This is a genomic window from Allobaileyella intestinalis, from assembly GCF_009695865.1.
Taxonomy (GTDB): domain Bacteria; phylum Bacillota; class Clostridia; order Peptostreptococcales; family Anaerovoracaceae; genus Allobaileyella; species Allobaileyella intestinalis.
The window spans coordinates 171,098-195,820 of sequence record NZ_VUNB01000004.1 but is presented as its reverse complement, the minus strand read 5'-3'; the positions used below and the strand labels follow the sequence as shown (position 1 = coordinate 195,820).

General features: G+C 44.5%; 17 protein-coding genes and 2 tRNA genes. 18 read left to right on the top strand and 1 reads right to left on the bottom strand.

What is annotated here, in order from left to right; all coding sequences use genetic code 11:
• Window positions 1-76 precede the first annotated feature (76 nt).
• On the bottom strand, window positions 77-1,699 hold the full coding sequence (locus FYJ66_RS05855) for an OPT/YSL family transporter (protein WP_154572579.1): 1,623 nt from the start codon (window positions 1,697-1,699) through the stop codon (window positions 77-79).
• A 301-nt stretch (window positions 1,700-2,000) separates the two neighbouring features.
• On the opposite strand from FYJ66_RS05855, the gene FYJ66_RS05850 reads away from it, so the two are divergent.
• From FYJ66_RS05850 to FYJ66_RS05765, 18 genes are all read left to right on the top strand, one after another.
• On the top strand, window positions 2,001-3,248 hold the full coding sequence (locus FYJ66_RS05850; RefSeq protein WP_154572578.1) for an MFS transporter: 1,248 nt from the start codon (window positions 2,001-2,003) through the stop codon (window positions 3,246-3,248).
• Window positions 3,249-3,308: 60 nt separating this feature from the next.
• Entirely contained in the window at window positions 3,309-4,430 is a 1,122-nt protein-coding gene (locus tag FYJ66_RS05845; RefSeq protein ID WP_154572577.1) for a P1 family peptidase, read from the top strand.
• 71 nt (window positions 4,431-4,501) lie between these two features.
• The gene (gene polA, locus FYJ66_RS05840) at window positions 4,502-7,171 is read left to right on the top strand and encodes a DNA polymerase I (protein WP_154572576.1); all 2,670 of its coding nucleotides are present in this window, start codon (window positions 4,502-4,504) and stop codon (window positions 7,169-7,171) included.
• A gap of 49 nt (window positions 7,172-7,220) precedes the next feature.
• Window positions 7,221-7,865: a dephospho-CoA kinase gene (gene coaE / locus FYJ66_RS05835; RefSeq protein WP_154572575.1), complete on the top strand. Its 645-nt coding sequence runs from the start codon at window positions 7,221-7,223 to the stop codon at window positions 7,863-7,865.
• 50 nt (window positions 7,866-7,915) lie between these two features.
• Window positions 7,916-7,997, top strand: a tRNA-Leu gene (locus tag FYJ66_RS05830).
• A gap of 62 nt (window positions 7,998-8,059) precedes the next feature.
• Window positions 8,060-8,146 (top strand) — tRNA-Leu (locus FYJ66_RS05825).
• Between the two features lie 54 nt (window positions 8,147-8,200).
• Complete coding sequence (yajC, locus tag FYJ66_RS05820; RefSeq protein WP_154572574.1) at window positions 8,201-8,611, top strand: preprotein translocase subunit YajC; 411 nt, start codon at window positions 8,201-8,203, stop codon at window positions 8,609-8,611.
• Between the two features lie 282 nt (window positions 8,612-8,893).
• Window positions 8,894-11,182, top strand: a complete 2,289-nt coding sequence (gene secD, locus FYJ66_RS05815) for a protein translocase subunit SecD (RefSeq protein ID WP_154572573.1) — start codon at window positions 8,894-8,896, stop codon at window positions 11,180-11,182.
• 26 nt (window positions 11,183-11,208) lie between these two features.
• The gene (locus FYJ66_RS05810) at window positions 11,209-13,422 is read left to right on the top strand and encodes a RelA/SpoT family protein (protein ID WP_154572572.1); all 2,214 of its coding nucleotides are present in this window, start codon (window positions 11,209-11,211) and stop codon (window positions 13,420-13,422) included.
• Between the two features lie 54 nt (window positions 13,423-13,476).
• A complete protein-coding gene (locus FYJ66_RS05805; protein ID WP_154572571.1) occupies window positions 13,477-14,100 on the top strand; it encodes an MBL fold metallo-hydrolase in 624 nt (207 codons plus the stop codon).
• Window positions 14,093-15,520, top strand: coding sequence for a coproporphyrinogen dehydrogenase HemZ (gene hemZ, locus FYJ66_RS05800; protein ID WP_154572570.1), 1,428 nt, complete (start codon window positions 14,093-14,095; stop codon window positions 15,518-15,520). Before FYJ66_RS05805 ends, hemZ begins: the two co-directional genes overlap by 8 nt.
• 12 nt (window positions 15,521-15,532) lie before the next feature.
• Window positions 15,533-16,786 carry a histidine--tRNA ligase gene (gene hisS / locus FYJ66_RS05795; RefSeq protein WP_154572569.1) on the top strand — a complete coding sequence of 418 codons (1,254 nt, stop codon included), beginning with the start codon at window positions 15,533-15,535 and terminating at the stop codon, window positions 16,784-16,786.
• A gap of 62 nt (window positions 16,787-16,848) precedes the next feature.
• The gene (aspS, locus tag FYJ66_RS05790; protein WP_154572568.1) at window positions 16,849-18,624 is read left to right on the top strand and encodes an aspartate--tRNA ligase; all 1,776 of its coding nucleotides are present in this window, start codon (window positions 16,849-16,851) and stop codon (window positions 18,622-18,624) included.
• Window positions 18,625-18,630: 6 nt separating this feature from the next.
• Window positions 18,631-19,245 carry a nicotinate-nucleotide adenylyltransferase gene (nadD, locus tag FYJ66_RS05785; RefSeq protein ID WP_154572567.1) on the top strand — a complete coding sequence of 205 codons (615 nt, stop codon included), beginning with the start codon at window positions 18,631-18,633 and terminating at the stop codon, window positions 19,243-19,245.
• Entirely contained in the window at window positions 19,226-19,804 is a 579-nt protein-coding gene (yqeK, locus tag FYJ66_RS05780) for a bis(5'-nucleosyl)-tetraphosphatase (symmetrical) YqeK (RefSeq protein WP_154572566.1), read from the top strand. Before nadD ends, yqeK begins: the two co-directional genes overlap by 20 nt.
• Window positions 19,805-19,807: 3 nt before the next feature.
• Window positions 19,808-20,149, top strand: a complete 342-nt coding sequence (gene rsfS / locus FYJ66_RS05775) for a ribosome silencing factor (protein ID WP_154572565.1) — start codon at window positions 19,808-19,810, stop codon at window positions 20,147-20,149.
• A gap of 72 nt (window positions 20,150-20,221) precedes the next feature.
• Window positions 20,222-22,702 (top strand): leucine--tRNA ligase, encoded by a 2,481-nt coding sequence (gene leuS / locus FYJ66_RS05770; RefSeq protein WP_154572564.1) that lies wholly within the window; start codon window positions 20,222-20,224, stop codon window positions 22,700-22,702.
• 25 nt (window positions 22,703-22,727) lie between these two features.
• On the top strand, window positions 22,728-24,722 hold the full coding sequence (locus FYJ66_RS05765) for a ribonuclease J (protein WP_154572563.1): 1,995 nt from the start codon (window positions 22,728-22,730) through the stop codon (window positions 24,720-24,722).
• Window position 24,723: the final 1 nt, after the last annotated feature.

The window sequence follows — 24,723 nt, the reverse complement described above, 5'->3', positions numbered from 1 at the left end:
TATATTATAAAAAACGGCTTCAGATTTATACGTGTGATACGCACCTTCTGAAGCCGTTTTTCGTATTAAATTTCTTTTATCTGATGGTCTGAATTGCAAGTATTATGGATATAACAACGCCTACTACAGCCTCGCCGCCAAGGCAGCCAGAAGCAATGAGAGTTCCTTTTTCCACCGCCTTGCTTTCAGGTACTTTTTTACCTCTTCTGTCCACAAAGAATCTGATTAATCCTCCAAGGGAGGCTGTCAGTGACAGGTAAGCAGGGAGATAAACCCCAAGTCCCAGAGTCATTACTGGAAGTCCCATACAGTACAGTACGGTGGCGGCAACTATGCCAACTATGAAGGCGGGCAGGTTTGATATGCCGGACACCATGGAAGCCACGGCTGCTGCTTGTGCTGCTGGAAACTCAGGACCGCCAATGGCTTCAGGGCCATATGCAGTATAAACGGCCATAAGTGCAGCCGCAGCTGCCACTGCACCGGCCATACCTCCCACAGCCTCTGCTATCCACTGGTCCTTCGGGCTGGTGCCGAAAGAGTATCCTACTTTGAAATCATTCATCACATCGCCTACCAGGCCTGCAGCCACAGCTACCACTGCAGCTATGTAAAATGATTCCACTGATCCCACGGAGGTGATTGCACGGGCGCAGAGCATAACCAGCATGCCGAAGATCTCCATTGGATTCACACCTGTAGTACCAACACTTTCCGATGACATAGAGACCGCCAGCCAGGCCCCCACAATGGTGATTACAGATGCTCCGATGCCCATGTTGCAGACTGTTGCGAATATGGCGGCAATGGCGATGACTATTACTCCTGTCAAAGAAGGTCTCAGAGCAATGTCATTTCCGCCCTGAGCCGAGAATGAGGCGGTAAAAATATCTTTAAGCTTCGGAAGAATACCCTTTATTATTATTCCAAGGCCGCATCCCACCATCATGCCTATGCCCAGAGAAGCCTTGAGAGAAACGGCTTCTGGCGTAGTGAGGAAACCTCCTTTTACACCGAGGAAAAGAATGCCGAAATCACCCAGAACTGCTCCCAGAAACCATATGAAGATAAGGGAAGGTCCAAGGAGAAAACCCACACCAATCATCATGGGAGAAAACCATATACCTGCCGACGAACCGTAGGCAGCTGCATTTTTGCTCATCCACGCAGCGGGTATTTTGTGGAGCCAGTCGCGGAAGATGGTGAAGGCCCCCGTTATTCCAAGAGCTGTAAAGAGAGTCTTCGCCTTCTGGCCCCCTTCATCTCCTGCCCGGAGAGTGTCGGCCGCTGCCTGACCCATAGGATATTCCAGTTTTTTTTCTTCTACGAAATATTTGCGGATAAACACCGTGAAGATCAATCCCAGAATTGTACCGCCCATGGATATTGCAAGAATAACCGGAAAAGAAGGTTTTTCCTCCGGCATCATTATCCAGATACCCGGGATGGTGAAGGCTAATCCTCCGGAAACCATGGCGCCGGCTGACATGGCAGTGTGTGTAACATTAATTTCATTTAGATTGGTATTCCCCATGAGTTTCAGGGAAAACATAGAAGCCAGAGCCACGAAGATGATTGGCCACGGCAAAGAACTGAGCCTCAAAGCAATATACATTGAGCTCATGGTGATGATAACCGATCCGATGACGCCCAGAACAAGGCTTCTTACGGTCAGTTGTCGCTGATCAGAATTATTCATTTTTGTCTCCGTTTCCGGGGCAGTGCCCCTTGTTAAGTACATGTTTCCATATGGAAATCACATCTTCTCTCCGGCGGTGTCCGGAGGGGCTGAATACGCCGCTTAGAATTCTATATTTTAACGCCGTGAATTTCAAGGAATGGAGGAGAATTTTCCTCTTTTTATTTACAGAGGCGAATCTTCCTTTAAAAAGAATGAAATAGTATACTGATACGAAAAGCAAATTCAACTGAGTGAATAACTGCCCCAACAGATCGTTCTTTACGACTATTAGATTAAACTATTATTATCTGAACCACCAATGAAAAAATCATCAGAGAAAAAACATTTTGACCTTTCAAAAATAACAGGTCCTGGAAATTCAGGAGCCCTGGCGTTTATTACACTCATGGGCATTGTCAGCCTTTTTTCTGACATGACTCATGAAGGAGCCAGAAGCATCCTGGGAGAGTATCTGAATCTTCTCGGAGCCTCTGGTGCAGCCATTGGATTCGTTTCAGGACTGGGAGAGCTTCTTGGCTACGGCCTCCGCCTTCTGTCAGGCTTCGTTGCTGACAAATCTAAGAAATACTGGACCTTCGTTATTCTTGGATATACCGTGCAGATGGCTGCCATTCCACTCCTTGCTCTTGCACCGGACAATGGCTGGATTGTGGCCTGCGGTCTGGTGATAATGGAGAGAACGGGGAAGGCTATTAAGAAGCCTGCCAAAAATACTCTTGTTAGCTTCGCTTCTGCAGAAATTGGCCAGGGAAAAGGTTTTGCGTGGCAGGAGTTTCTGGATCAGCTGGGAGCCTTTGCCGGCCCACTGATTCTTTACGTAATCAGCCGGATAAATGGGGGAGGAGAAGAGCTGAAAACCTGCAGAGAATCTTTCCTGTTTCTTGGTATTCCAGGAGCCATCACAATAGGGCTGATACTGTGGGCATGGCACAGATATCCTCATCCGGAGGAGTTTGACAAGGAGCCAGAAGTAAAAGAGAAATTCCAGATCAGAAAAGACTTTGCATTATACTTGATTGCCATATGTCTCTTTGCCTTTGGCTTCATTGATTTTCCACTAATCACCCTCCAGGGAGCCAGAAGCGGTGCTTTTTCATTATCTGCTTTAAGCCTGATGTACGCCCTGGCAATGGCGGCAGATGCAGTTTCCGCTCTGGTTTTCGGCTGGCTATATGACAAGGCAGGGCTGAAAAGCCTGATGATATCAACATTCCTTTCAGCATTCTTCCCTTTGTTGATTTTTTCCGGCAGCAGCAGGCCGCTTATGATTGCAGGAATCATCCTCTGGGGCGTAGGAATGGGTGCTCAAGAAAGTATTATGAAAGCTGCAGTAGCGGGAATTGTTCCTAAATCCATGAGATCCACAGGATTCGGCATTTTTGAAACCGGCTTTGGAATAGCCTGGTTCCTTGGAAGCTGGATAACAGGGTATTTCTACGACCACAACCTGTATTTGATGATCTTCATATCCGTTGCCTCTCAAGGCATGGCAATACTTTTTTATTATCTGTCGATCAAAGTCATAAGAAATTCGCAAAATAATTAAAATAACTGTATAATACATACAAATGACTCCACAGGAAACACAGGCAATAGAGGTGTATTTATGGGCTTCAGAAAAATCGATATTACAGATATTCCGGGATTCAAGCTTGGAAATGCAGAAGATATTCAGGGAGGCACAGGGTGCACTGCCGTTATCTGTGAAAAAGGAGCTGTAACAGGAGCAGATGTGCGAGGAGGCGGTCCTGCCACCAGGGAGACAGATCTTCTTCGCTCGGAAAACACTGTTAGTGGAGTTCACTGCGTAATGCTTTCGGGAGGCAGCGCTTTCGGCCTGGAGGCTGGATCAGGGGCAATGAACTATCTGGAGAAAAAAGATATTGGATTCAAGATGGGAGATATCTGCGTTCCTATTGTGTGCCAGGCCTCTCTCTACGACCTTGAAGTAGCCTCAAAGGATATGCGGCCTGACAGAGAAATGGGGGAACAGGCGTGCCAGAATGCATACGACGGCTTGTTCCAGCACGGGAACCATGGTGCCGGAACAGGTGCAACCGTTGGCAAGTTCTGCGGAATGGACAGAGCAATGAAATCAGGTCTTGGAACCTTTGCCTGCAGTGATGGAAATCTTTATGTAGGGGCTGTGGCGGCCGTTAACGCTATCGGCGACATCTATAACGGAGGGGGCAGGCTTATTGCAGGAGTTCTTTCAAGAGACAAGAAGGAAATAGAAGGATCTATTAACATCCTGAAGAATATGATAGTAGCGAAAAAAGAAGAAGACTCATATGAAGGGATAGATGAGGTGAAGGAAGATTCCGTAGAAGAAGCTGAAATACAAGACCAGAACGAACCGGCAGTTGAAGACGGGGAAACTGTTCTCGACTACAGAGAAGAACTTTCACCAGAGGACCTGGGAGAAGATGTTATATTCAACACCACCATCACCTGCCTCATCACAAACGCAAAACTCACTAAATCACAGGCTAACAAACTGGCATCTGTTCTTCATGACGGATACGCCAGATCCATCAAGCCAGTCCACGGAACACTGGACGGCGACAGTATTTTCGTTATGTCCTCAGGTGATGTGGAAGTCAATTTCGACGCATTTGCAGCTCTGGCAACGGATACAGTTCAGTACAGCATCATCGACGCCGCCACCTCTGCAGAAGATGCCTATGGTTTTCCTTGTGCAGCAACAATGGCAGGGATCAGACGCTAACCTTAGACTTAACTTCAACCGAGCCAGATTCATGGCATAAAACTGACATCAGAATTTAACAGGAAGTAAATATGGAGAAACTAATAATCATAGACGGCAACAGCCTGCTTTTCAGAGGCTATTTTGCCATGAAACCAATGGTAACAAAGGACGGAGTATATACCCAGGGTGTGTACTCCTTTATTAACATGCTCAACAGAATTCTTCAGGAGGGAAAGCCGGATTACATCGCCGTTGCCTTCGACATGAGAAAGCCCACCTTCCGCCATGAAATCTATAAGGATTACAAAGGTGGAAGGCAGAAAACTCCTCCGGAGCTGCTGGCTCAGATACCCATTCTGAAAAAAGTCCTGAAGGCCATGAATATTGCAGTTCTTCAGCTGGAAACCTTTGAGGCCGACGATATTATAGGTACCGTGACAGCCCGTGCTTCAGAACTGGGCATGGAGTCCCTGATAATAACCGGAGACAAAGATGAACTCCAGCTGGTAGGCCCAGATACCAGGGTAATGATCAACAAAAGAGGAGTAACCGATTTTGACATTTACGATCAGGAAGCAATGATGGACCGTTACGGCCTTACACCTCTGGCCTTTATAGATCTGAAAGGTCTCATGGGGGACAGTTCGGATAACCTCCCTGGCATAAAAGGCGTAGGTGAAAAAAAAGGACTGGCTCTGCTGAAAGAGTACGGCTCAGTAGAAGGTGTCATCCAGCACATGGACGAAATAAAAGGAAAGCTGGGCGAAAATGTAAGAACATATAAAGACGACGCCCTGATGACAAAGAAGCTTGCCACTATCAAGAGAGACGTTCCCCTGGAATATTCTATGGATGACCTGAAATATGAAGAACCTGACCTGGAGGAACTAATCCGGATATACCAGGAACTTCAGTTTAACAGCTTTATTTCCAGAATAAGAAACAAGGGAGGAGATAAGACACAAAAGGCTGTGGAAACAGTCAGCACAGAAGATTCCATCCATGAACTGGCAGATAAAATAAATACCGTTCCACTTGATGAATTCCTTGAACAAACAGAGGCTGGAAGCAATGTTGTCTTCTGGATGGATACTGATGACAATCACCTGCAGGTGCCTTCAGCAACTAGAGTCGCACTGCTTTCGCCAGACAAAAAACTTTTTTCCATAAACCCTGTTACGCCTCTTAATCTTACTGCCCTTCTCGGCCAGGTGGCTCAGAGGGAATACAAATTCACCGGATTCTCCCTGAAACCTGCTGCATATACTATGATCATGGCAGGAATAGAGGCCCCTGAATGGCAGTGGGACATTATGATTGCAGAATATCTGATAGACCCAAATCAGTCAGGATATTCTGTGGAAAAAATGGCTGCCGGCTACCTGGGGGTTATCGGGTCTCCAGATGAAAAAGGAAAGGGGTCAAGGTCTTCAAAGAAAGAAAAGAAGATTTATTCCAGCGAAGAGGTATTGAAAGAGCTGATTACAATCTGGCGCATCAGACTGGCCCAGGAACCGGTAATGGAAGACCTGGGAGTTATGCCTCTTTATACTACCTGTGAAATTCCATTGATCAACACCCTTGCCGACATGGAAGCTGCGGGAATCAGTGTAGATGTGAAGGTTCTGGAAGACGCAGGAAAAGAGATAAAGGGATATGTGGACAGCCTGGAAAAACAAATTATTGATGAGGCAGGAGAGGAATTCAATGTGAACTCACCGAAGCAGCTTTCGGAAATCCTGTTTCAGAAAATGGATATACCTTATCCGGGAAGAAAAAAATCCGGCTCACTGTCTACAGGTGCAGATATTCTTGAAAAACTTGAAGAGGATTATCCCATTTGCGGCAACGTTCTGAAATACAGGAAGTATAAGAAACTTTTGGGAACATACGTGGAAGGGTTGATTCCGCTGATCTGCCAGGATGGGAAAATAAGACCTCATTTCAATCAGACGGTTGCGGCAACAGGACGGCTCAGCTGCACGGAGCCAAATCTCCAGAACATTCCTGTCAGAGACGATTACGGAAGGAAGCTTCGCAAAGCCTTTATCGTATCCGAAAAAGAGAACACATTCATCGGTTCAGATTATTCCCAGATCGAGCTTCGCATAATGGCCGCTCTCAGCGGCGATGAGAACCTCATAGATGGTTTCAAAAGGGGCGAGGACATCCACCGGATTACTGCATCCAGAGTGTTCAACATTCCTTTTGATGAAGTTACGTCCAGTGACCGTTCCAGAGCAAAGGCGGTAAACTTCGGCATAATTTACGGAATAAGCGGATTCGGCCTGTCAGAGGATCTTCACATCTCCAGAGGCGAAGCACAGCAGTACATTGACGAATATTACCTTAAACACCCGGCCGTAAAGGAATTCCTTGACAAGCAGGTGGAAGAAGGAAAGGATACAAGAATTGTAAGAACCTGGTTCGGAAGAGTCAGGCAGATACCTGAATTCAGTTCCAGAAAGTACATGGACAGGCAGCTTGCTGCCAGACTGGCGATGAACACCCCGATTCAGGGAACAGCAGCAGACATAATAAAAATCGCAATGAACAACGTTCATAAAGAGCTGAAAGATAGAAATATGAGCTCCCGTCTTATTTTGCAGATTCACGACGAGCTGATAATTGAGGCCCCGGAAAGTGAACTGGAGGATGTGAAGGAGCTGCTGGAAAGGAACATGGAAAAGGCAGCAGATCTGGCAGTTCCTCTTAAGTGTGACCTCAACACAGGAAAAAACTGGTACGAACTGAAATAATGTGTATCTAACTACCTAACTACAGAAATTATCTGACAGGAAATCGTAAATGAAGAAAATTGGCATTACAGGGGGAATAGGATCAGGGAAAACAGCAGTAACTGACTATCTTGAGGAACTGGGTTATACAGTACTGGATGCAGACCTGATGTCCAGGGCCCTGACTGCCCCTGGGGGAAAAGGAATACCTTATATACGGAAGAACTTCGGAGATCAGTTCATTACGGCTGAAGGTGGAATGAACCGGAGCAAGATGAGAGATCTTGTTTTCAGAGATAAGTCAAAACTCGAACTCCTGGAAAAGGGCACTACCCGGATCCTTGTAGAGAATTTGGCTTCAGAAGCTGAAAAACTGGAAAGGGAAGGCTGCGAAGTCCTGTTCTTTGCAGTTCCCCTTCTTATGGAAATGGGAAAACTCAGCTGGTACGATTCTATCTGGCTGGTTACAGCTTCTGAAGAAACAAGAATAAAGAGGGTAATCAGCAGAGACGGGGTAGACAGAGGAGATGTTTTGCGTATAATAAAAAGGCAGATGTCTGAAGACGAAAAGAAAAAACTGGCATCTGAGGTGATCACAAACGACGGAGATCTGACGGAACTTAGAGATAAGATCAATGAGCTTCTGAAGAAGTACCATCTCAGAGACTATCACGAAGATCCGGATGTGATTTCCAAAAAAAAATCAAATTTATAAAAAAACTACTTGCGTTAAGCGGGTAGCAGGTGTATTATAACACTTGTGATGTGGCTGTGGCGGAATGGCAGACGCGCATGCTTGAGGGGCATGTGGGAGACCGTGCTGGTTCGAGTCCAGTCAGCCACACCATTTTTTTTACTTAAAAATAGTTATCTTGGAAATACAATGTTGTCCGGGGATGTTTACAATCAGCCGGTGTGGCGGAATTGGCAGACGCGCGGGATTCAAAATCCCGTGATAGCAATATCGTATGGGTTCGACCCCCATCACCGGCACCATATTGGACTTTATGAAATAAACTAAAACAGTTCTGACTGTAACAGGAGGAAACTATGAACGCACAGTATTTTAATCTTATCCTTTGTGTTGTATTCGTACTTCTGATCTATCTGCTCATGATCCGTCCTCAGAGAAAGAGGGACAAGGAAGTCACAAACATGAGAAACGGCCTGAAGACAGGCGATGAGATCGTTACTATTGGCGGCATCCTGGGTAAAGTCATTAAAGTTAAGAACGATACAGTTGTTATTGCTGTTGGTACTGACAGAGTTAAGATGGAAATTCTGAAGAGTGCAGTAGGAAGCATCAGAAAGCAGGCTGCCGGAGATGCTCCAGTACCTGTTGCTGACGAGAAGGAAGAAGAAGCTCCTAAGAAGCACCGCAAGGTGACACCTAAGAAGCTGACTCCTAAGCACGAAGAAGAGGCTGCAAAGGAAGAAGCTCCTGCTGAGGAGGAGAAGTAGCATAAGATATATGCTCTTATAAACATCTGTAAATTTATTTTAAGGCGCACCTGTTGGTGCGCTTTTTCTGTTAGTTAAAACGACGAAAAGACTTTTCGTTTTCATATGTTCTGCTGGTATACGATTATGGTAAAGTTCCTGAATCCCTTGATAAATGCGGATTCGGCATGATTTATCCTTGAATGGTATATGGTGTTGTTGTACAATAAAATGAATTGGTTCAATTATTTGTAATGATTTTACTTAATGAGATACAGGCTTGAGAAAGGTGAACGTTTTACGATGAAATCTCAGAACAAAAAGAACAAGATCCTGGCTGTTGTGATTATTGTGGTGATCATATTTGGAGCAGTAGTTTCCTTTACAGGTATTGGTTCTGTCAAGAAGCTTAAGGATCAACTGAAATACGGTCTTGACATCAACGGTGGAGTTTATGTGTTGATGCAGGCTGAGACTAAAGCTAAAGGCAAAGACAAGGCTGCTCTTATGGATCAGACAAAGTCTGTTCTTGAGAATAGAGTTAACGCTATGGGTATTTCCGAGGCATCTGTTGCTGTCGAGGGAAGTGACAAGATCCGAGTAGAGATGCCAGGTATCAGCAATGCCGATCAGGCCATACGACAGATTGGCAAGACCGCCCAGCTCCGTTTCCTGCTGGCCGATGGGACTCTGGTTATGAACGGTAACGAAGTAAAGAACGCAGGTTTCTCTACTGACCAGGATCATGGTGGATATAAGATCACCATGGACTTTACTTCTAAAGGTACTGACGATTTTGCCAAGGGCACGGAGAGAGCAGCTTCCGGAACAGTTAACCCGGTTCTGAAAGACTCTGATGGAAATCTTGTTCCAGCAACATCAGTTGTAATAATGCTGGACGATAAGATTATCTCCGCACCTAATGTAGATCAGAAGATTGACAGCAGGAGCTGCGAGATCTACAGACCAGGAGGATTCTCTAAAGAAGAGGCTTCCAATACTTCAGCACTTATCAAGGGTGGTGCACTTCCAGCAAGCCTTACAGAAGTTAATTCCTCAGTGGAGACTGCTACTATTGGTGCAGATGCTCTTAACAAGAGCATTAAGGCCGGTGCAATAGGTCTGGGCATAATATTCATCATGATGCTGGTGGTTTATGGCTTCATGGGAGTCGCCGCAGATATTGCTCTCGCCCTTTATGTTGAGATTATTTTGTGGGTTATGGCCGGATTCGGTGCTGTGCTCACACTTCCGGGAATTGCCGGTATCATCCTTGGAATAGGTATGGCCGTGGATTCCAACGTAATTATTTTCACCAGAATCAGGGAGGAAATAGCAAAAGGCAAGTCAGTAAGAGTCAGTGTTGACTCCGGATTCCATTCTGCTCTTTCAACAGTTATCGACTCTCAGACTACTACACTGATTGCCGCCTTTGTTCTGTATCTTATCGGTACCACTTCAGTAAAAGGCTTTGCTCTTACCCTGATGATCGGTACAGTAGCATCTATATTCACAGCTGTTTTTGTAACTCAGGTTTTCGTAAATCTGATGGCCGAGAGCAGGACTTTCGGAACGATTACACACTTCGGCTTCAAGGAAGATGGATCTAAGAAAATGCAGTTAAATGGATACTTCCACTTCATCAGGAACAGGAAGATATTCTACTGCATCAGTGCCGCAATCATCATCTGCGGAATCGTATTCACCGGAATAAGGGGATTCAATTACGGAATCGACTTTACCGGCGGAACTATGATTCAGCTGGACATGGGCAAGAAAGTCGATATAGATGAGGTTAAAGATACAATAAAAGACTATAAGCTGAATCCTACAATTGTGTACGCCGGCAAGGATAACGACCAGATTGTCATCAGAACCATCAAGGCCATGAAGACTAAAGAACGTACTGCTGTTGTCAATACCATCTCAGATAAATATCATCTTGGCAAAAATGCAGTGCTTTCATCTGAGGAGTTCGGCCCTACAGTAGGAAAAGAACTGAGGCACAATGCTGTTAAATCAGTGCTTATTGCAACTTTCTGCATGCTTATTTACATAAGATTCAGATTTAAGAACTGGCAATATGGACTGGCAGCCGTTGCAGGTCTGGGACACGACGTCCTGGTCACACTGTCCTTATATGCTATTTTCGGATTCACCATCAACAATCCGTTTATCGCCGGCATTCTTACGGTAGTGGGATATTCCATTAACGATACAATCGTAGTTTTCGACAGAATACGAGAGAACACTCAATTTTACAAGAGGAAAGAACGGGAGAAGATGATTGATGACAGTATTAATCAGACTCTGTCCAGGTCCATAATGACTTCTCTTACAACAATCGTAGTAATGATTCCTTTGTTTGTTCTCGTATCATCACAGCTGAGGGAATTCCTCATACCTTTGATGATCGGCGTAATCTGCGGAACTTACTCATCTATTTTCCTGTGCAGCCCTCTGTACTACGAAATGACTAAGAAGGGGACGCGTTCTAAATATGTTGAGGACAAGGAAAAGAGAGACAGGCAGAAACAGAAAAACAGAGCCAGGGAAAAAGCCAGAAGAGAAAACGAAGGAATAGTAAAATAATATTTTCGTGATTATTGGGAGATAATATGGGTAATCAGTACTCGGAGCCTACAACTGAACAGTTTATTAATGATCTAAAAAAGATCAGCTATAAGTACGATGATCCGATAATAGTGAAGGCCTTTGAATTAGCCAGTAAACAGCACGCCGGCCAGTTCCGCAAAAGCGGTGAGCCTTACATTATCCATCCTATTGCTGTTGCCAAAATTCTGGCAGAATTCGGAATGGACAGCGAAACTATAGTCAGCGGACTGCTTCACGACGTAGTAGAGGACACAGATTACACAAGAGAGCAGTTAATTGAGGATTTCAACGAAGACATTGCTCTTCTTGTTGACGGCGTCACAAAACTGGGAAATATCAAATACGATTCAAAGGAAGAACTGCAGGCAGAGAACTTCAGGAAAATGTTCCTTGCCATGTCAAAGGACATCAGAGTCCTCATAATCAAGCTGGCTGACCGGCTTCACAACATGAGGACTCTGGAATACATGGTACCTAAGAAGAGGGAAGAAAAGTCTCTGGAAACTCTTGAAATTTATGCTCCACTGGCCGGAAGGCTGGGAATTTACAGCATCAAGTCTGAGCTGGAGGATCTTGCTCTCAAGTATCTCCATCCTGCAGAATACAAAGATCTTTCCATAAAGGTTTCTGAAAAAGAAAAGGAGAGAGGCGAGGTTGTTGGCCGGCTCATAGAGGAAGTCAGAAAGATACTGGATAAAACAGATATCGAGTATGACATTATGGGCAGACGGAAATCCCTGTATAGTATTTATAAGAAGATGGTAATGCAGCATAAGCAGCTGGATGAAATCTTCGACCTCACTGCAGTGAGAATCATAGTTCCTTCAATTAAAGACTGCTATGCAGTTCTGGGCGCAGTTCACACCCGGTGGATACCTATTCCAGGAAGGTTCAAAGATTATATAGCAATGCCAAAGCCAAATCTGTATCAGTCCCTTCACACCACTGTTATTGATGATAAGGGGGATCCTTTTGAGATACAGATCAGAACCTATGAGATGCACCGTATCGCTGAATACGGTATTGCAGCTCACTGGAAATACAAAGAAGGAAAGACCGGAAAGGCCAGTGCAGATGACAATGATCAGAAGCTGGCCTGGCTCAGACAATCTCTTGAATGGCAGAAGGAAACTGATGATTCTACAGAATTCCTTGAGACCCTGAAGATGGACCTCTTTGACAATCAGGTATTCGTCTTTACTCCGAAGGGAGATGTAGTGGACCTTCCTGCAGGATCCACGCCTCTTGATTTTGCCTTTAAGATTCATACAGACGTTGGTCTGAGATGTGTAGGAGCCAAGGTCAACGGAAAGATGGTTACTATCGATCATACTCTTGCAAACGGAGATATTATCGAAGTAATTACATCAGCAAATTCCAGCGGTCCAAGCATAGACTGGCTCAACATTGTGAAGAGTTCCCAGGCCAGATCCAAGATAAGAACATGGCTGAGGAAATCTGACAGAGGGGACTTCGTTGATAAAGGAAAAACCAGTATTTCTAACTACATCAAGAAGAAGGGATATGATCCGGCACTTGTTGCTAAAAACGCCTATCTTCTTAAAGCAGTAAAAGACTTTAAGCTGAACAACGTCAATGAACTGTATTCACAAATAGCCGGAGGCGGCAGCGCTCTTTCCAAAATTGGAACAAGACTTATTGAGTACTATCTGGACGATAATGAAAGAGCTCAGAAGAAGAAAGAAGAAGAGATAAGAGAGCGCAAAACCATTCGCCGTGACCCGGGAGATGGTCCTGCTATTGTCGTAAAGGGTTCGGAAGATGAATCAGGTTTTCTCATAAGAACTGCAAGATGCTGCAGCCCTGTGCCTGGAGATGAAATAATAGGCTTCATTACAAAGGGAAGAGGAATTACAGTACACAGAAAGGATTGTACAAACATCGTCCATCTTCCAGAAAGAGAAAAGGGGAGGCTCATCGAAGTAGAATGGGAGACTCCAAAGGAAGGCCAGACCTATTACGCAGACATTGTCATTCTTGGAACAGACAGAAAAGGAATGTTCAGCGATATTTCAAAAGTCTGCGAAGATATGGATGTAAGGCTTTGCGGAGTTAACATGAATCCTGTAGAAGACGACTATGTGAAAGTTGTTATTACAGTATCTATTTCCGGAACCCATCAGATGCAGCGTCTTCTCATTGCATTGAGAAACGTTGTAGGAATAGAGAAGGTATTCAGAGCAAAATCCTCATAGGACATTTATCTGTTACCGCAACAAATATATATCATATTTTAAGAGGAAGAATTTATGGGTCTTAAAGTACTGAGATCAGATAACGGAATATTCATGGAGAATACGTATATTTTGCTGGACCAGGATCAATGCCTTTCAGCAGTTGTAGACCCGGGAACCATAAATGATGATTTGATAAATGCAATCAGGAGCACAGGTTCACTGGACATGATCATTCTTACCCACGGGCATGCAGATCACATGGCAGCAATCTCAGAATATACGGCCCTGTATCCCGAAGCAAAGATTATTGCATCCTCCGATGAAAAGCACTTCCTTACAGATCCGGAGCTTAACAATTCCAAATCTATTGCAGGCAAAGAGGTTACAGTAGAGGCTGATATTTATGTTGAAGATGGACAGGTGATTAAGTTCGGAACCCATGATCTCAGGTTTATGAAAACCCCCGGCCATACTCCGGGAGGCATGTGTATCTATACAGAAGGCCTGCTTTTCAGCGGGGATACGCTGTTCAGACTAAGCGTTGGCAGAACTGACCTGGCGGAAGCTGATACAGAAAGGCTGATGGAATCAATTTCCAATAAACTTTATTCGTTACCTGACGAAACGCTGGTCTATCCAGGCCACGGGCCTGAAACTACAATAGGATTAGAAAAGAGGATGAACCCTTTTGTATAGATTTTACATAAACGGAATCAAGAACGAATACCATTTTGCCGAGCTTTGCCGGCTGTTTATGGATGATCATCAATTTGAGGTCATTCCCTTTAACAGTCCCGGCATAAATTCCAGTCTGCTTGGGGAAAACAGCTACTTATTCAACAGCAGCGGCAGTCAGGGCCGAGAAGAGATTAAGAGAAAACTTTACTGGGTTTTATCTGATATTACAGGGGCTGAAATGCCATGGGGAACTTTAACGGGAGTAAGGCCTTTGAAACTTGCTTTTCAAATTGCCCTCTCTCTTTCTTCTGGCGATGAAACAACAGATCAAAAGATAGGAAAAACCAGGGCTGAAATGAAGGATATGTATCTCATTTCGGATTCCAAGCTGGATCTTCTAATGGATATCCTTCGGTACCAGCTGGACAACGTTCCTGCACCAGATACCTGTGAGGATTCACTCTATGTAGGTATTCCGTTCTGTCCCACAAGATGTTCCTATTGCTCCTTTGCTTCTAATATCGGAACTGCCGGGGAAATAGAAACATATCTGGACAACCTGATCAGAGAAATAGAATACACTGGCAGTAAATACAAACAGGCAGGAAGAAAGCTTGAGTCAGTGTACATAGGAGGAGGAACTCCTACTACCCTAAACCCTGAACAACTTGAAAGACTGATCACCTCTGTTTACCACAATTTTCGTATAGAACCGGGGTCCATCGAGTTTACTGTAGAAGCGGGGCGGCCTGATACCATAACCCAGGAAAAAATGGATGTTATTAAATCCCTGGGCATCGACAGAATCAGCATTAATCCTCAGTCCATGAAAAAGAGAACCATGGAACTAATTGGAAGGTCTCACGGACCGGAACAGATAAGAGAAGCGTTCAAAATTGCTGAGAAAACCGGATTTAAAACCATAAATTCCGATTTAATCGCAGGCCTTCCGGAAGAAACGGCAGAAGATTTTACAAGAAGCCTTCAGGAAATAATCGAACTGGGTGCATCAAATATAACGATTCACACCCTGTCGGTAAAACACGGTTCAAGGCTGAAGCAGCAGGATCCGGAATATTTCAGAGAAAAAGGACGACTTGTTACTTCTATGCTGGAAAAAGGGAGTCGTATGCTTTACGATTCCGGATATTTGCCATATTATATTTATCGTCAGAAGCATCAAACCGGCGGTCACGAGAATGTTGGATGGTGTAAGCCCGGAACTCATTCAATTTACAACATCCGGATAATGGAAGAAAAACAGACCATTATTGCTCTTGGCGCCGGAGCCATAGGGAAGATTTATTTTCCTGAAAGAGATGGTCTGGAAAGAGTTGCGAACGTAAGTAATTTCAGAATCTACACAGAGCGGTTTGAAGAGATACTAAAGCGCAAAGATCAGTATTTTACGGGAACCCATGATTCTGATAAAAAATAGATGGAGGAAGAAATGGCACTTAAAGCACCAAAGGGAACGAAGGATATTATGCCTTCAGATTCCGGCAAATGGCAGTATATAGAAGAGAAATTTGCCGAAATCTGCAGAGAGTATGGTTTCGGAGAAATCAGAACTCCTATGTTTGAGAGCACAGATCTTTTTAACAGAGGAGTTGGAGAGACTACCGACATTGTACAGAAGGAGATGTACACATTTGAAGATCACGGTCACAGGAGCATAACTCTTAAACCGGAAGGAACTTCACCAGCTGTAAGAGCGTTCATTGAAAGCAAGGAATATGCTGAATCCCAGCCTACAAGATACTGGTACAACACGCCTTGCTTCAGATACGAGAAGCCTCAGGCCGGCAGACTCAGAGAGTTTCACCAGTTCGGAGTGGAGATTTTCGGTTCTCACAGCGTAACAGCTGACGCCGAAATTATTGCTCTGGCTCATGACTTTCTCACAAGAATGGGAATAACCGATGTGGAACTGCACATCAACAGCGTTGGATGCAGAGAGTGCAGACCAGTTTATAAAAAAGCACTTCAGGATTTCCTGAGACCTCACCTCCACCAGCTTTGTGAAACATGTCAGTCCAGATTCGAGACAAATCCAATGAGAATTCTCGATTGCAAATCTGAAGAAGATCAGAAGATTGTAAAGGATGCTCCGGTTATGCTTGATTATCTCTGCGACGACTGCAGAAAAGCATTCGAAGAACTTAAAGAGATGCTGACCGCTATGGATATTCCCTTCGTAGTAGACGACAAGATTGTCCGCGGCCTGGATTATTACACGAAAACGGCTTTCGAATTTGTAAGCACAAGAATAGGAGCCCAGGGTACTGTTTGCGGCGGCGGAAGATATGATCACCTTATTGAGGAAGTGGGTGGACCTGACATGCCAGGCGTAGGCTTTGGACTTGGAAAAGAACGGCTTCTCATGCTCATGGAACAGAACGGCCACCAGTTCGGCGGAACTACGGCTCCTGAACTCTTTATCGCATATATTGGCAAAGAAGCAAAACTTTTTTCCATGGGACTTCTGAGCAAGCTCCGTACCAGCGGCATCAGAGCTGTTGTTGACGCAAATGACAGAAATCTCAAGGGCCAGATGAAATACGCAAACAAGATTGGTGCGGCATACACTGTGGTAATCGGAGACGATGAGGTATCATCTGGAATGCTTACTCTTAAGGATATGGAAACGGGGAAGCAGACCAGCGTGGCAACAGAAGATCTCATCAGCCACATCAGGAATTAAAGACCGGGAATTAAGGTAAGTTATTAAAGATACATAATAGAGGAAGAGAGAAGGTATTGAAAATGTCAGAACTTTTCAAACGTACCCACATGTGCGGAGAGCTTAGGCTTGAAGACGAAGGGCAACAGGTTGTTCTCAACGGATGGGTGGCAAAACAGCGAAGTCTTGGAGCTCTTGTTTTTGTAGATCTTAGAGACAAGACAGGCATCACCCAGATTACTTTCGATGAAAACTGCAGCCCTGAGGTGCTGGACAAGGCCAGGTCACTTCGCAGTGAATACGTTATCGGGGTAAAAGGAACTGTAAGAGAAAGAAGTTCCAGAAATCCTAATCTGGATACAGGTGATATCGAAGTATTCGCAGAAGATCTTGTAATATACTCTGAAGCAGATACTCCTCCAATCTATATCAAAGATGATGATAACGTAGATGAGAATCTCCGTCTCAAATACAGGTATCTTGACCTGAGAAAACACAAGATGCAGAGAAATCTTACCTTCCGTCACAAGGTAACAAAGTGTGCAAGAGACTATTTTGACGAAAATGGTTTCACTGAGGTAGAGACTCCGGATCTGATTAAGCCTACTCCTGAAGGAGCAAGGGATTATCTGGTTCCATCAAGGGTAAACCCTGGCTCATTCTACGCTCTTCCTCAGTCACCTCAGATGTTCAAACAGCTTCTGATGGTAGGGGGAACTGACAGATATTTTCAGATTGCAAAGTGCTTCAGAGATGAAGACCTGAGAGCTGACAGACAGCCTGAGTTCACTCAGATTGACCTGGAAATGTCATTTGTTGATACAGACGATGTAATCCAGATTCAGGAAGGCTTCCTTAAGAAGTTGATGAAGGAAGTCAAGGGAATGGATATTGAAACTCCTTTCCCTCGGATTACATATAAAGAAGCAATGGAGCGTTTCGGTTCCGACAAGCCGGACACTCGTTTTGGTTTCGAATTGAAGGACATCAAAGATCTTGTTGCCGGCAGCGAATTTCCTGTTTTCCAGAAGGTCGTTGAAGAAGGGGGAGATATCAGAGCCATTTGCATTACAGGCGGTTCGTCAGTATATTCAAGGAAGAAAGTTGATAAACTGACTGAGGAATGCAAACACTATGGTGCCAAGGGTCTGGTTTGGATCAGAAAGGAAGAAGATGGCTTCAAGTCATCTGTCAGCAAGTTCTTCGATGACGAAAAGCTGGCAGAAATTGCTGACAGAATGAAAGCACAGAACGGTGATATCATCTTCATTGCCAGCGACAGACCAAAGGTTGTGTTTGCAACTCTCGGTTTCCTGAGAAGAAGAATTGCAGGACAGATGGGTCTTCTGGATGATAATGTCTTCAACTTCCTCTGGGTTGTTGATTTCCCTATGTTCGAGGAAGATGATGAAGGTAACATCAAGGCTATGCATCATCCGTTTACACAGCCAAAGCTGGACCAGCTTCACAAACTTGATGAGGGAGACATTCTGGGGCTGGACGCAGACGCATATGACATAGTACTGAACGGAGTTGAGCTCGGTGGTGGTTCAATCAGAATCCACGACAGGAAGCTTCAGAAAAAGATGTTTGATACTCTGGGACTTTCCGACCAGGAGTGTGAAGAGAAATTCGGCTTCCTTATTGAAGCATTCAAGTACGGTGCACCGCCTCATGCAGGACTGGCCTATGGCCTTGACAGAATGGTCATGCTTCTTCTGGGTGAATCCAGCATCCGGGAGGTTATTGCCTTTCCTAAGAACCAGAATGCCCAGTGTCTTGTATGTGAAGCACCTGGTAAGGCTGATGGTGCTCAGCTCAACGAGCTGGGTCTCCAGCTGTCCAAGGTGGATGATTAACTGGCCATGGAACCATCATTACCAAGGATCGGAATATTTGGAGGAACCTTTGATCCTGTCCATGAAGGGCATATCAATCTTGCTTCAGCAGCTGCAGAAGGAGCTGATCTGGATCAGGTGGTATTTGTGCCAAACTATATTTCTCCTTTTAAGCAGAACACAAATGTGACACCAGGAGAAATGAGATGCGAAATGATACGCCGGATTCTCCACCGCAATCCTGCATTTTCACTTTCCGATCACGAAATCAGATTGAATCGCTCATGCTATACATGGGACACGTTATCTTATTTCTCTGAGAAATACAGCTGTGATCTGTATTTCATCCTTGGCCTGGATTCTCTCATGACCCTGGATTCCTGGTACAGAGGAGAAGAAATAATAGAAAAGTACAAGATTATAACAGGTGTAAGGCCGGGAACTGACTACGGCGCTGCAATAGAAAAAGCCAATAAGTACCGATCCCAGCTAAAAGGAAATATTACTTTTGTTGATCTGAAACCTATGGCCGCAGCTTCTTCAGAAATCAGAAGAAATTATTCAGCCGGCAGAATTACGGAGAACATGGTTCCTCCCGAAATAATTGGATTTATAGAAGAAAATGGATTATACAAAGACTGACGAAATAAAAGAATATCTTGAAAAAACTCTGACACCTAAGCGGTATACCCATTCACTTGGTGTAGCCCGGGAAGCTGTAAAACTGGCTTCAATTTACGGAGTAAATCAGGAAAAGGCATACTTCGCCGGCCTGGTCCACGACATTGCCAAGTGTTACTCTGTTGAGGAAATGAACCGGCAGATCAGAGATTTTGGGATGTCACTCTGGTACTGGAACAATCAATCCCTGGCTCACTCAAAAATAGGAAAAAGAATTCTTGCCAGAGATTTCGGTGTTGATGACCAGGATATTTTAAATGCTGTTTCCTATCACACTACAGGAAGGTACGGAATGTCCATGCTGGAAGAGATAATTTATGTCTCCGATGCAGTTGAAGTAAACCGTACTTATTCAGGAGTCAGGAGATTGAGACACCTGGCCAGATACAACCTGGACGAAGCCTGTCTGGAAATACTGGATTTCTGCATCGACAGCATCACTTACAGGAACAGAATCCTGGATCCCGATACTACCGAAGCCAGAGACTTTATTTTAGAGAAACTGAAAAGGAGAGATTAGCTGATGGAAATGAAAGAAACTGCTATGATGATCGGCAAAAAGCTTTCTGACAGAAAGGCAAGAGATGTACTGGTAACTGATATCAGTGAAAAATCCAGCTTTGCTGATTATTTTGTAAATGCCACTGCAGGATCTGAAAGGCAGCTGGATGCTCTTGCAACGGATGCCCAGGATGCTGCTGCAGAAGCAGGACTGGAAATCAAGGGAGTAGAAGGCCGTGGAAACTCCGGCTGGATGCTCATTGACCTTGGGGACATAATCGTAAATGTGTTCACAGAAGAGAACAGAGAAAAATATGCTGTAGATAAAATCTGGAGTGACTGTCCTTCTGTAGAAATTCAATAATATTCAGTCAGAACCGGGACCACGTCCCGCTGGAAATATTGGAACTAGGATACCCACAAATGAGGAGAGATGATGAACGAAAGATATGATTTCAATGCCATTGAGAAAAAATGGCAGAAAGTCTGGGAAGATGAAAACGCCTTCGGAACCAGTGAGGATTTCACAAAGGAAAAGTTCTATGATCTTGAGATGTTTCCATATCCTTCTGGAAAACTGCACATGGGCCATGTGCGCAACTATTCAATTGGAGATGTAATTGCCAGATTCAAAAGAATGAAGGGCTACAACGTTCTCCACGTAATGGGCTGGGATTCCTTCGGCCTTCCTGCAGAGAACGCCGCCATCAAGCACAACATACCTCCTGCAGAATGGACAGATTCAAACATTGCGGAGATGAGAAGACAGCTTAAATCTCTGGGATTCAGCTATGACTGGGACAGAGAGACAGCAACATGCAAGGAAGATTATTACAAATGGATGCAGTGGCTCTTTATTCAGTTTTACAACAAAGGACTGGCAGAAAAAAGAGACAGTTCTGTAAACTGGTGTCCAAGCTGTCAGACCGTACTGGCCAACGAGCAGGTAGTAGAAGGATGCTGTGAAAGATGCCACACACCTGTTACCAAGAAATACCTTTCTCAGTGGTACCTTAAGATAACAGACTACGCTGACAGGCTTCTGAAGAACCTTGATGAGCTTCCAGGCTGGCCTGACAAGGTCAAGATGATGCAAAAAAACTGGATAGGAAGGTCCACCGGTGCCGAGCTGGAAATGAAGATCAAGGACACTGACAAGGAGCTGACTGTCTATACAACAAGGCCTGACACTATCTTCGGTGTAACATTCATGGTTCTGGCCCCTGAACATCCATATGTATCAGAACTTGTGGCAGGAACTGAATATGAAGAGGCTGCAAAGGCCTACATTGAAGAGTGCAAGCATAAATCCGAGATTGAAAGAACATCTCTCTCAAAGGAGAAAACCGGTGTGTTCATCGGTCATTACTGCGTAAATCCGGTAAATGGCAAAGAAATTCCTATTTTCATTTCTGACTATGTCATGATGGATTATGGAACAGGTGCCATCATGGGCGTACCAGCTCACGACCAGAGAGACTTTGATTTCGCAAAAAAATTCGATCTGGAAATAATTCCGGTAATCGACACACACGATCCAGATGTTGATTTCAATAACATGACAGAAGCAACACCTGCAGAAGGTACAATGTTTAATTCCGGAAAATATGACGGAATGAACAACAAGGATGCAATCAAAGAGATAATTAAAGATTTCCACCAGAAGGGAATCGGCAGGGAAAAGGTCAACTATAAGCTCAGAGACTGGCTGATTTCCCGTCAGAGATATTGGGGATGTCCTATTCCTATGATTTACTGCGAGGATTGCGGATGGGTTCCAGAGAAGGAGGAAAATCTCCCAGTCAGACTTCCTATAGATGTTGAATTTACAGGAAAAGGAGATTCTCCATTGACAACCAGTGCCGATTTCCAGAACACAACATGTCCTTGCTGCGGAAAACCAGCTAAGAGGGAGATAGATACTATGGATACCTTTATGGATTCATCCTGGTACTTCCTCAGATACTGCGACCCGCACAACTCAGAGAAGCCATTTGACAAGGAAAAGGCTGATTACTGGATGAACGTCGACCAGTATATCGGAGGAGTAGAACACGCTATTCTTCACCTTCTTTATGCCAGATTCTTCCAGATGGTACTCCATGACCTTGGACTGGTAGAAGCAGAAGAACCGTTCAAGAACCTTCTTACACAGGGAATGGTAATTAAAGACGGTACAAAGATGTCAAAATCCATAGGCAATGTTGTAAGCCCGGAGGAAATACAGCAGCGCTATGGTTCAGATACAGCAAGACTGTTTATTCTGTTTGCTGCACCTCCGGAAAAGGAACTTGACTGGTCCGACTCCGGCGTTGAGGGAAGCTATCGTTTCCTGAACAGAGTTTACAGACTTGTATATGATTATATTGAAAACATTAGAGGTGAGGTTGTTACTGACTCCAGAATAGAGATCAGAAACGAAAGAGATAAATCTCTTAACTACACTCTCAATGGAACTATTAAAAAGGTAACCGAGGATGCAGGGGGAAGGTACAGCTTCAATACTGCTATAAGCTCTATTATGGAACTTGTAAACGAGCTTTATAAATACAAGCAGTCAGGTGAGATAAACATTCCTCTCATGGAGCTGGCCATTAATGACCTTCTTCTGATCCTCAACCCGTTCACTCCTCACATTACAGAAGAACTGTGGAGTGATATGGGTCACAAGGAAAGGGTATATCAGACACCTTGGCCTGAATATGATCCATCTGCACTTGTACTTGATGAAATCGAAGTGATAGTTCAGATTAACGGCAGGATTAAGGACAAGCTGGTAGTCCCTAGAGACACAGATAAGGAGAAATTAGAGGAACTGGCAAGATCCAGCGCAAAAGTTCAGTCAGCATGTGAAGGCAAAACAATTGTTAAGGCCATCGTAATTCCGGGCAAACTGGTTAACTTTGTTGCGAAATAGGATTATTGTCCGTTGCCGCTGAATTATGGAAAATATTACAGAAAACAGCAAGAAAAGAGGATCCGGATCAGCCGGTTCCTCTGGCAGAAAACCGGCTGATGGAAACAGCCGCCGAAGATCTCTGAACAAGGGATATAACAGAGGCCGGCAGAAACCATCAGCAACGAAAGAAAAAAAGACGGCAAAGCAGAATCAAAAGCACACAAATCAAAAGGGAAAGGCTGCCGTAATTTCAGGCAGTCCGGTTCCTGCTGATAAGAAGAGATTTTCAAAATCTGCAGGGAAACAGAATCAAAGCAAGATCAAGAGCAACAAGCAAAAGCGCAAAGACAATGCCCAGGAAAAAAGAATCAGAACCAGGGGAACCGGTGATCCACTGAGAATCATCCCCTTAGGTGGAATGAAGGAGATAGGAAAGAACATTACCCTGATTGAATTCAGAAACCAGATTCTGATAATTGACTGTGGAATGTCATTTCCTGAAGATGAGATGTTCGGAATAGATGTAGTTATTCCAGATTTCTCATATTTGAAGGAGAACGCCAATAAGATCAAAGGCCTCCTGATTACACACGGACACGAGGATCATATCGGTGCCGTTCCATATCTTCTGAAGGAAATTAATGTACCAATTTACGGATCTGCTCTTGCCTGCGGACTAATTGAAAACAAACTTACAGAGCACAACATGCGGGCCGACCTGAGAACAATCCATGCGGGAGATATATTCAACGTTGGAATTTTCAGAGTTGAAGCTGTCAGAACCAATCACAGTATTGCTGACTCAATGGCATTTTCTATTAAATGCGATGGAGGTCACATAGTACATACTGGGGATTTCAAGGTGGACTATACACCTCTGGATGGAAAAAGGATTGATATCAGCCGCCTGGCCGCCCTTGGAGATGAAGGGGTAGATGTGATGCTCTGTGACAGCACAAATGTGCTCAGAAGCGGTTATACACCGTCTGAAAAGATCGTCATCGATTCAATGAACAGGATCTTTGACAAAACTGACAAGCGCATTATCATTGCAACATTCTCATCAAATATTTACAGGCTTAAGTATTTCATGGAAGCGTCAATACTACACGGCCGTCAGATTGCAGTGTCCGGCCGGTCCATGGAAAAATGCGTCAAGCTTGCTACTGAGCTGGGATATCTGGATCTTCCTGAAACTGCCTTTGTGGACATCAGAAAGATCAATAACATTCCTGACAGCAGGCTGACTATTGTGACCACCGGCAGCCAGGGAGAGCCTATGTCAGCTCTCACCCGCATGGCCAACGACAATCACAAAGCCGTAAAACTCAAGAAGGGTGACGTAGTTGTTTTTTCATCTTCACCTATACCGGGAAATGAGAAAACAATTACAAACGTAGTAAACAAGCTCTACGAAAAACAGGTGAAGGTATTCCAGTCAGATTCAGTGGATATCCACGTTTCCGGCCATGCGTGCAAAGAGGAACTGAAGCTCATGCATTCCCTGATCAGGCCGAAGTATTTCATTCCGGCTCATGGTGAATACAGACACCTTGTTGAACACGCTGAACTGGCAGAATCCATGGGAATGAACAAGGGAAGCATCTTCATACTCAGCAATGGGGATTCTGTGGTAATCAAAAACAAGCAGGCTAAGAAAGAAGCCGGTTATACATCGGCAGAAGATGTACTTGTAGATGGATACGGTATAGGTGATGTAGGAAACGTAGTTCTGAGAGACAGGAAACAGCTCTCCGAGGCAGGACTTATTGTAATTTCTGCAGCTATTGACAGCAATTCCGGTCTCCTGGCCGCTCCCCCTGAACTGATTACAAGAGGTTTTATCTACGTCAAGGAAAACGGTCCACTTATTGAGGAAGCTACCAATGTCGTATATGAAGCCATTGATCAAATGGGAAGAGGGGAGACAAAGGATCTTCAGGCAGTCAAAGGTGCTCTCAGAGATGCCATGAGATCTTTTATCTACAAGAAAACCAAGCGGAATCCGGTTATTCTCCCGGTTATTCTTTATGTTTAGG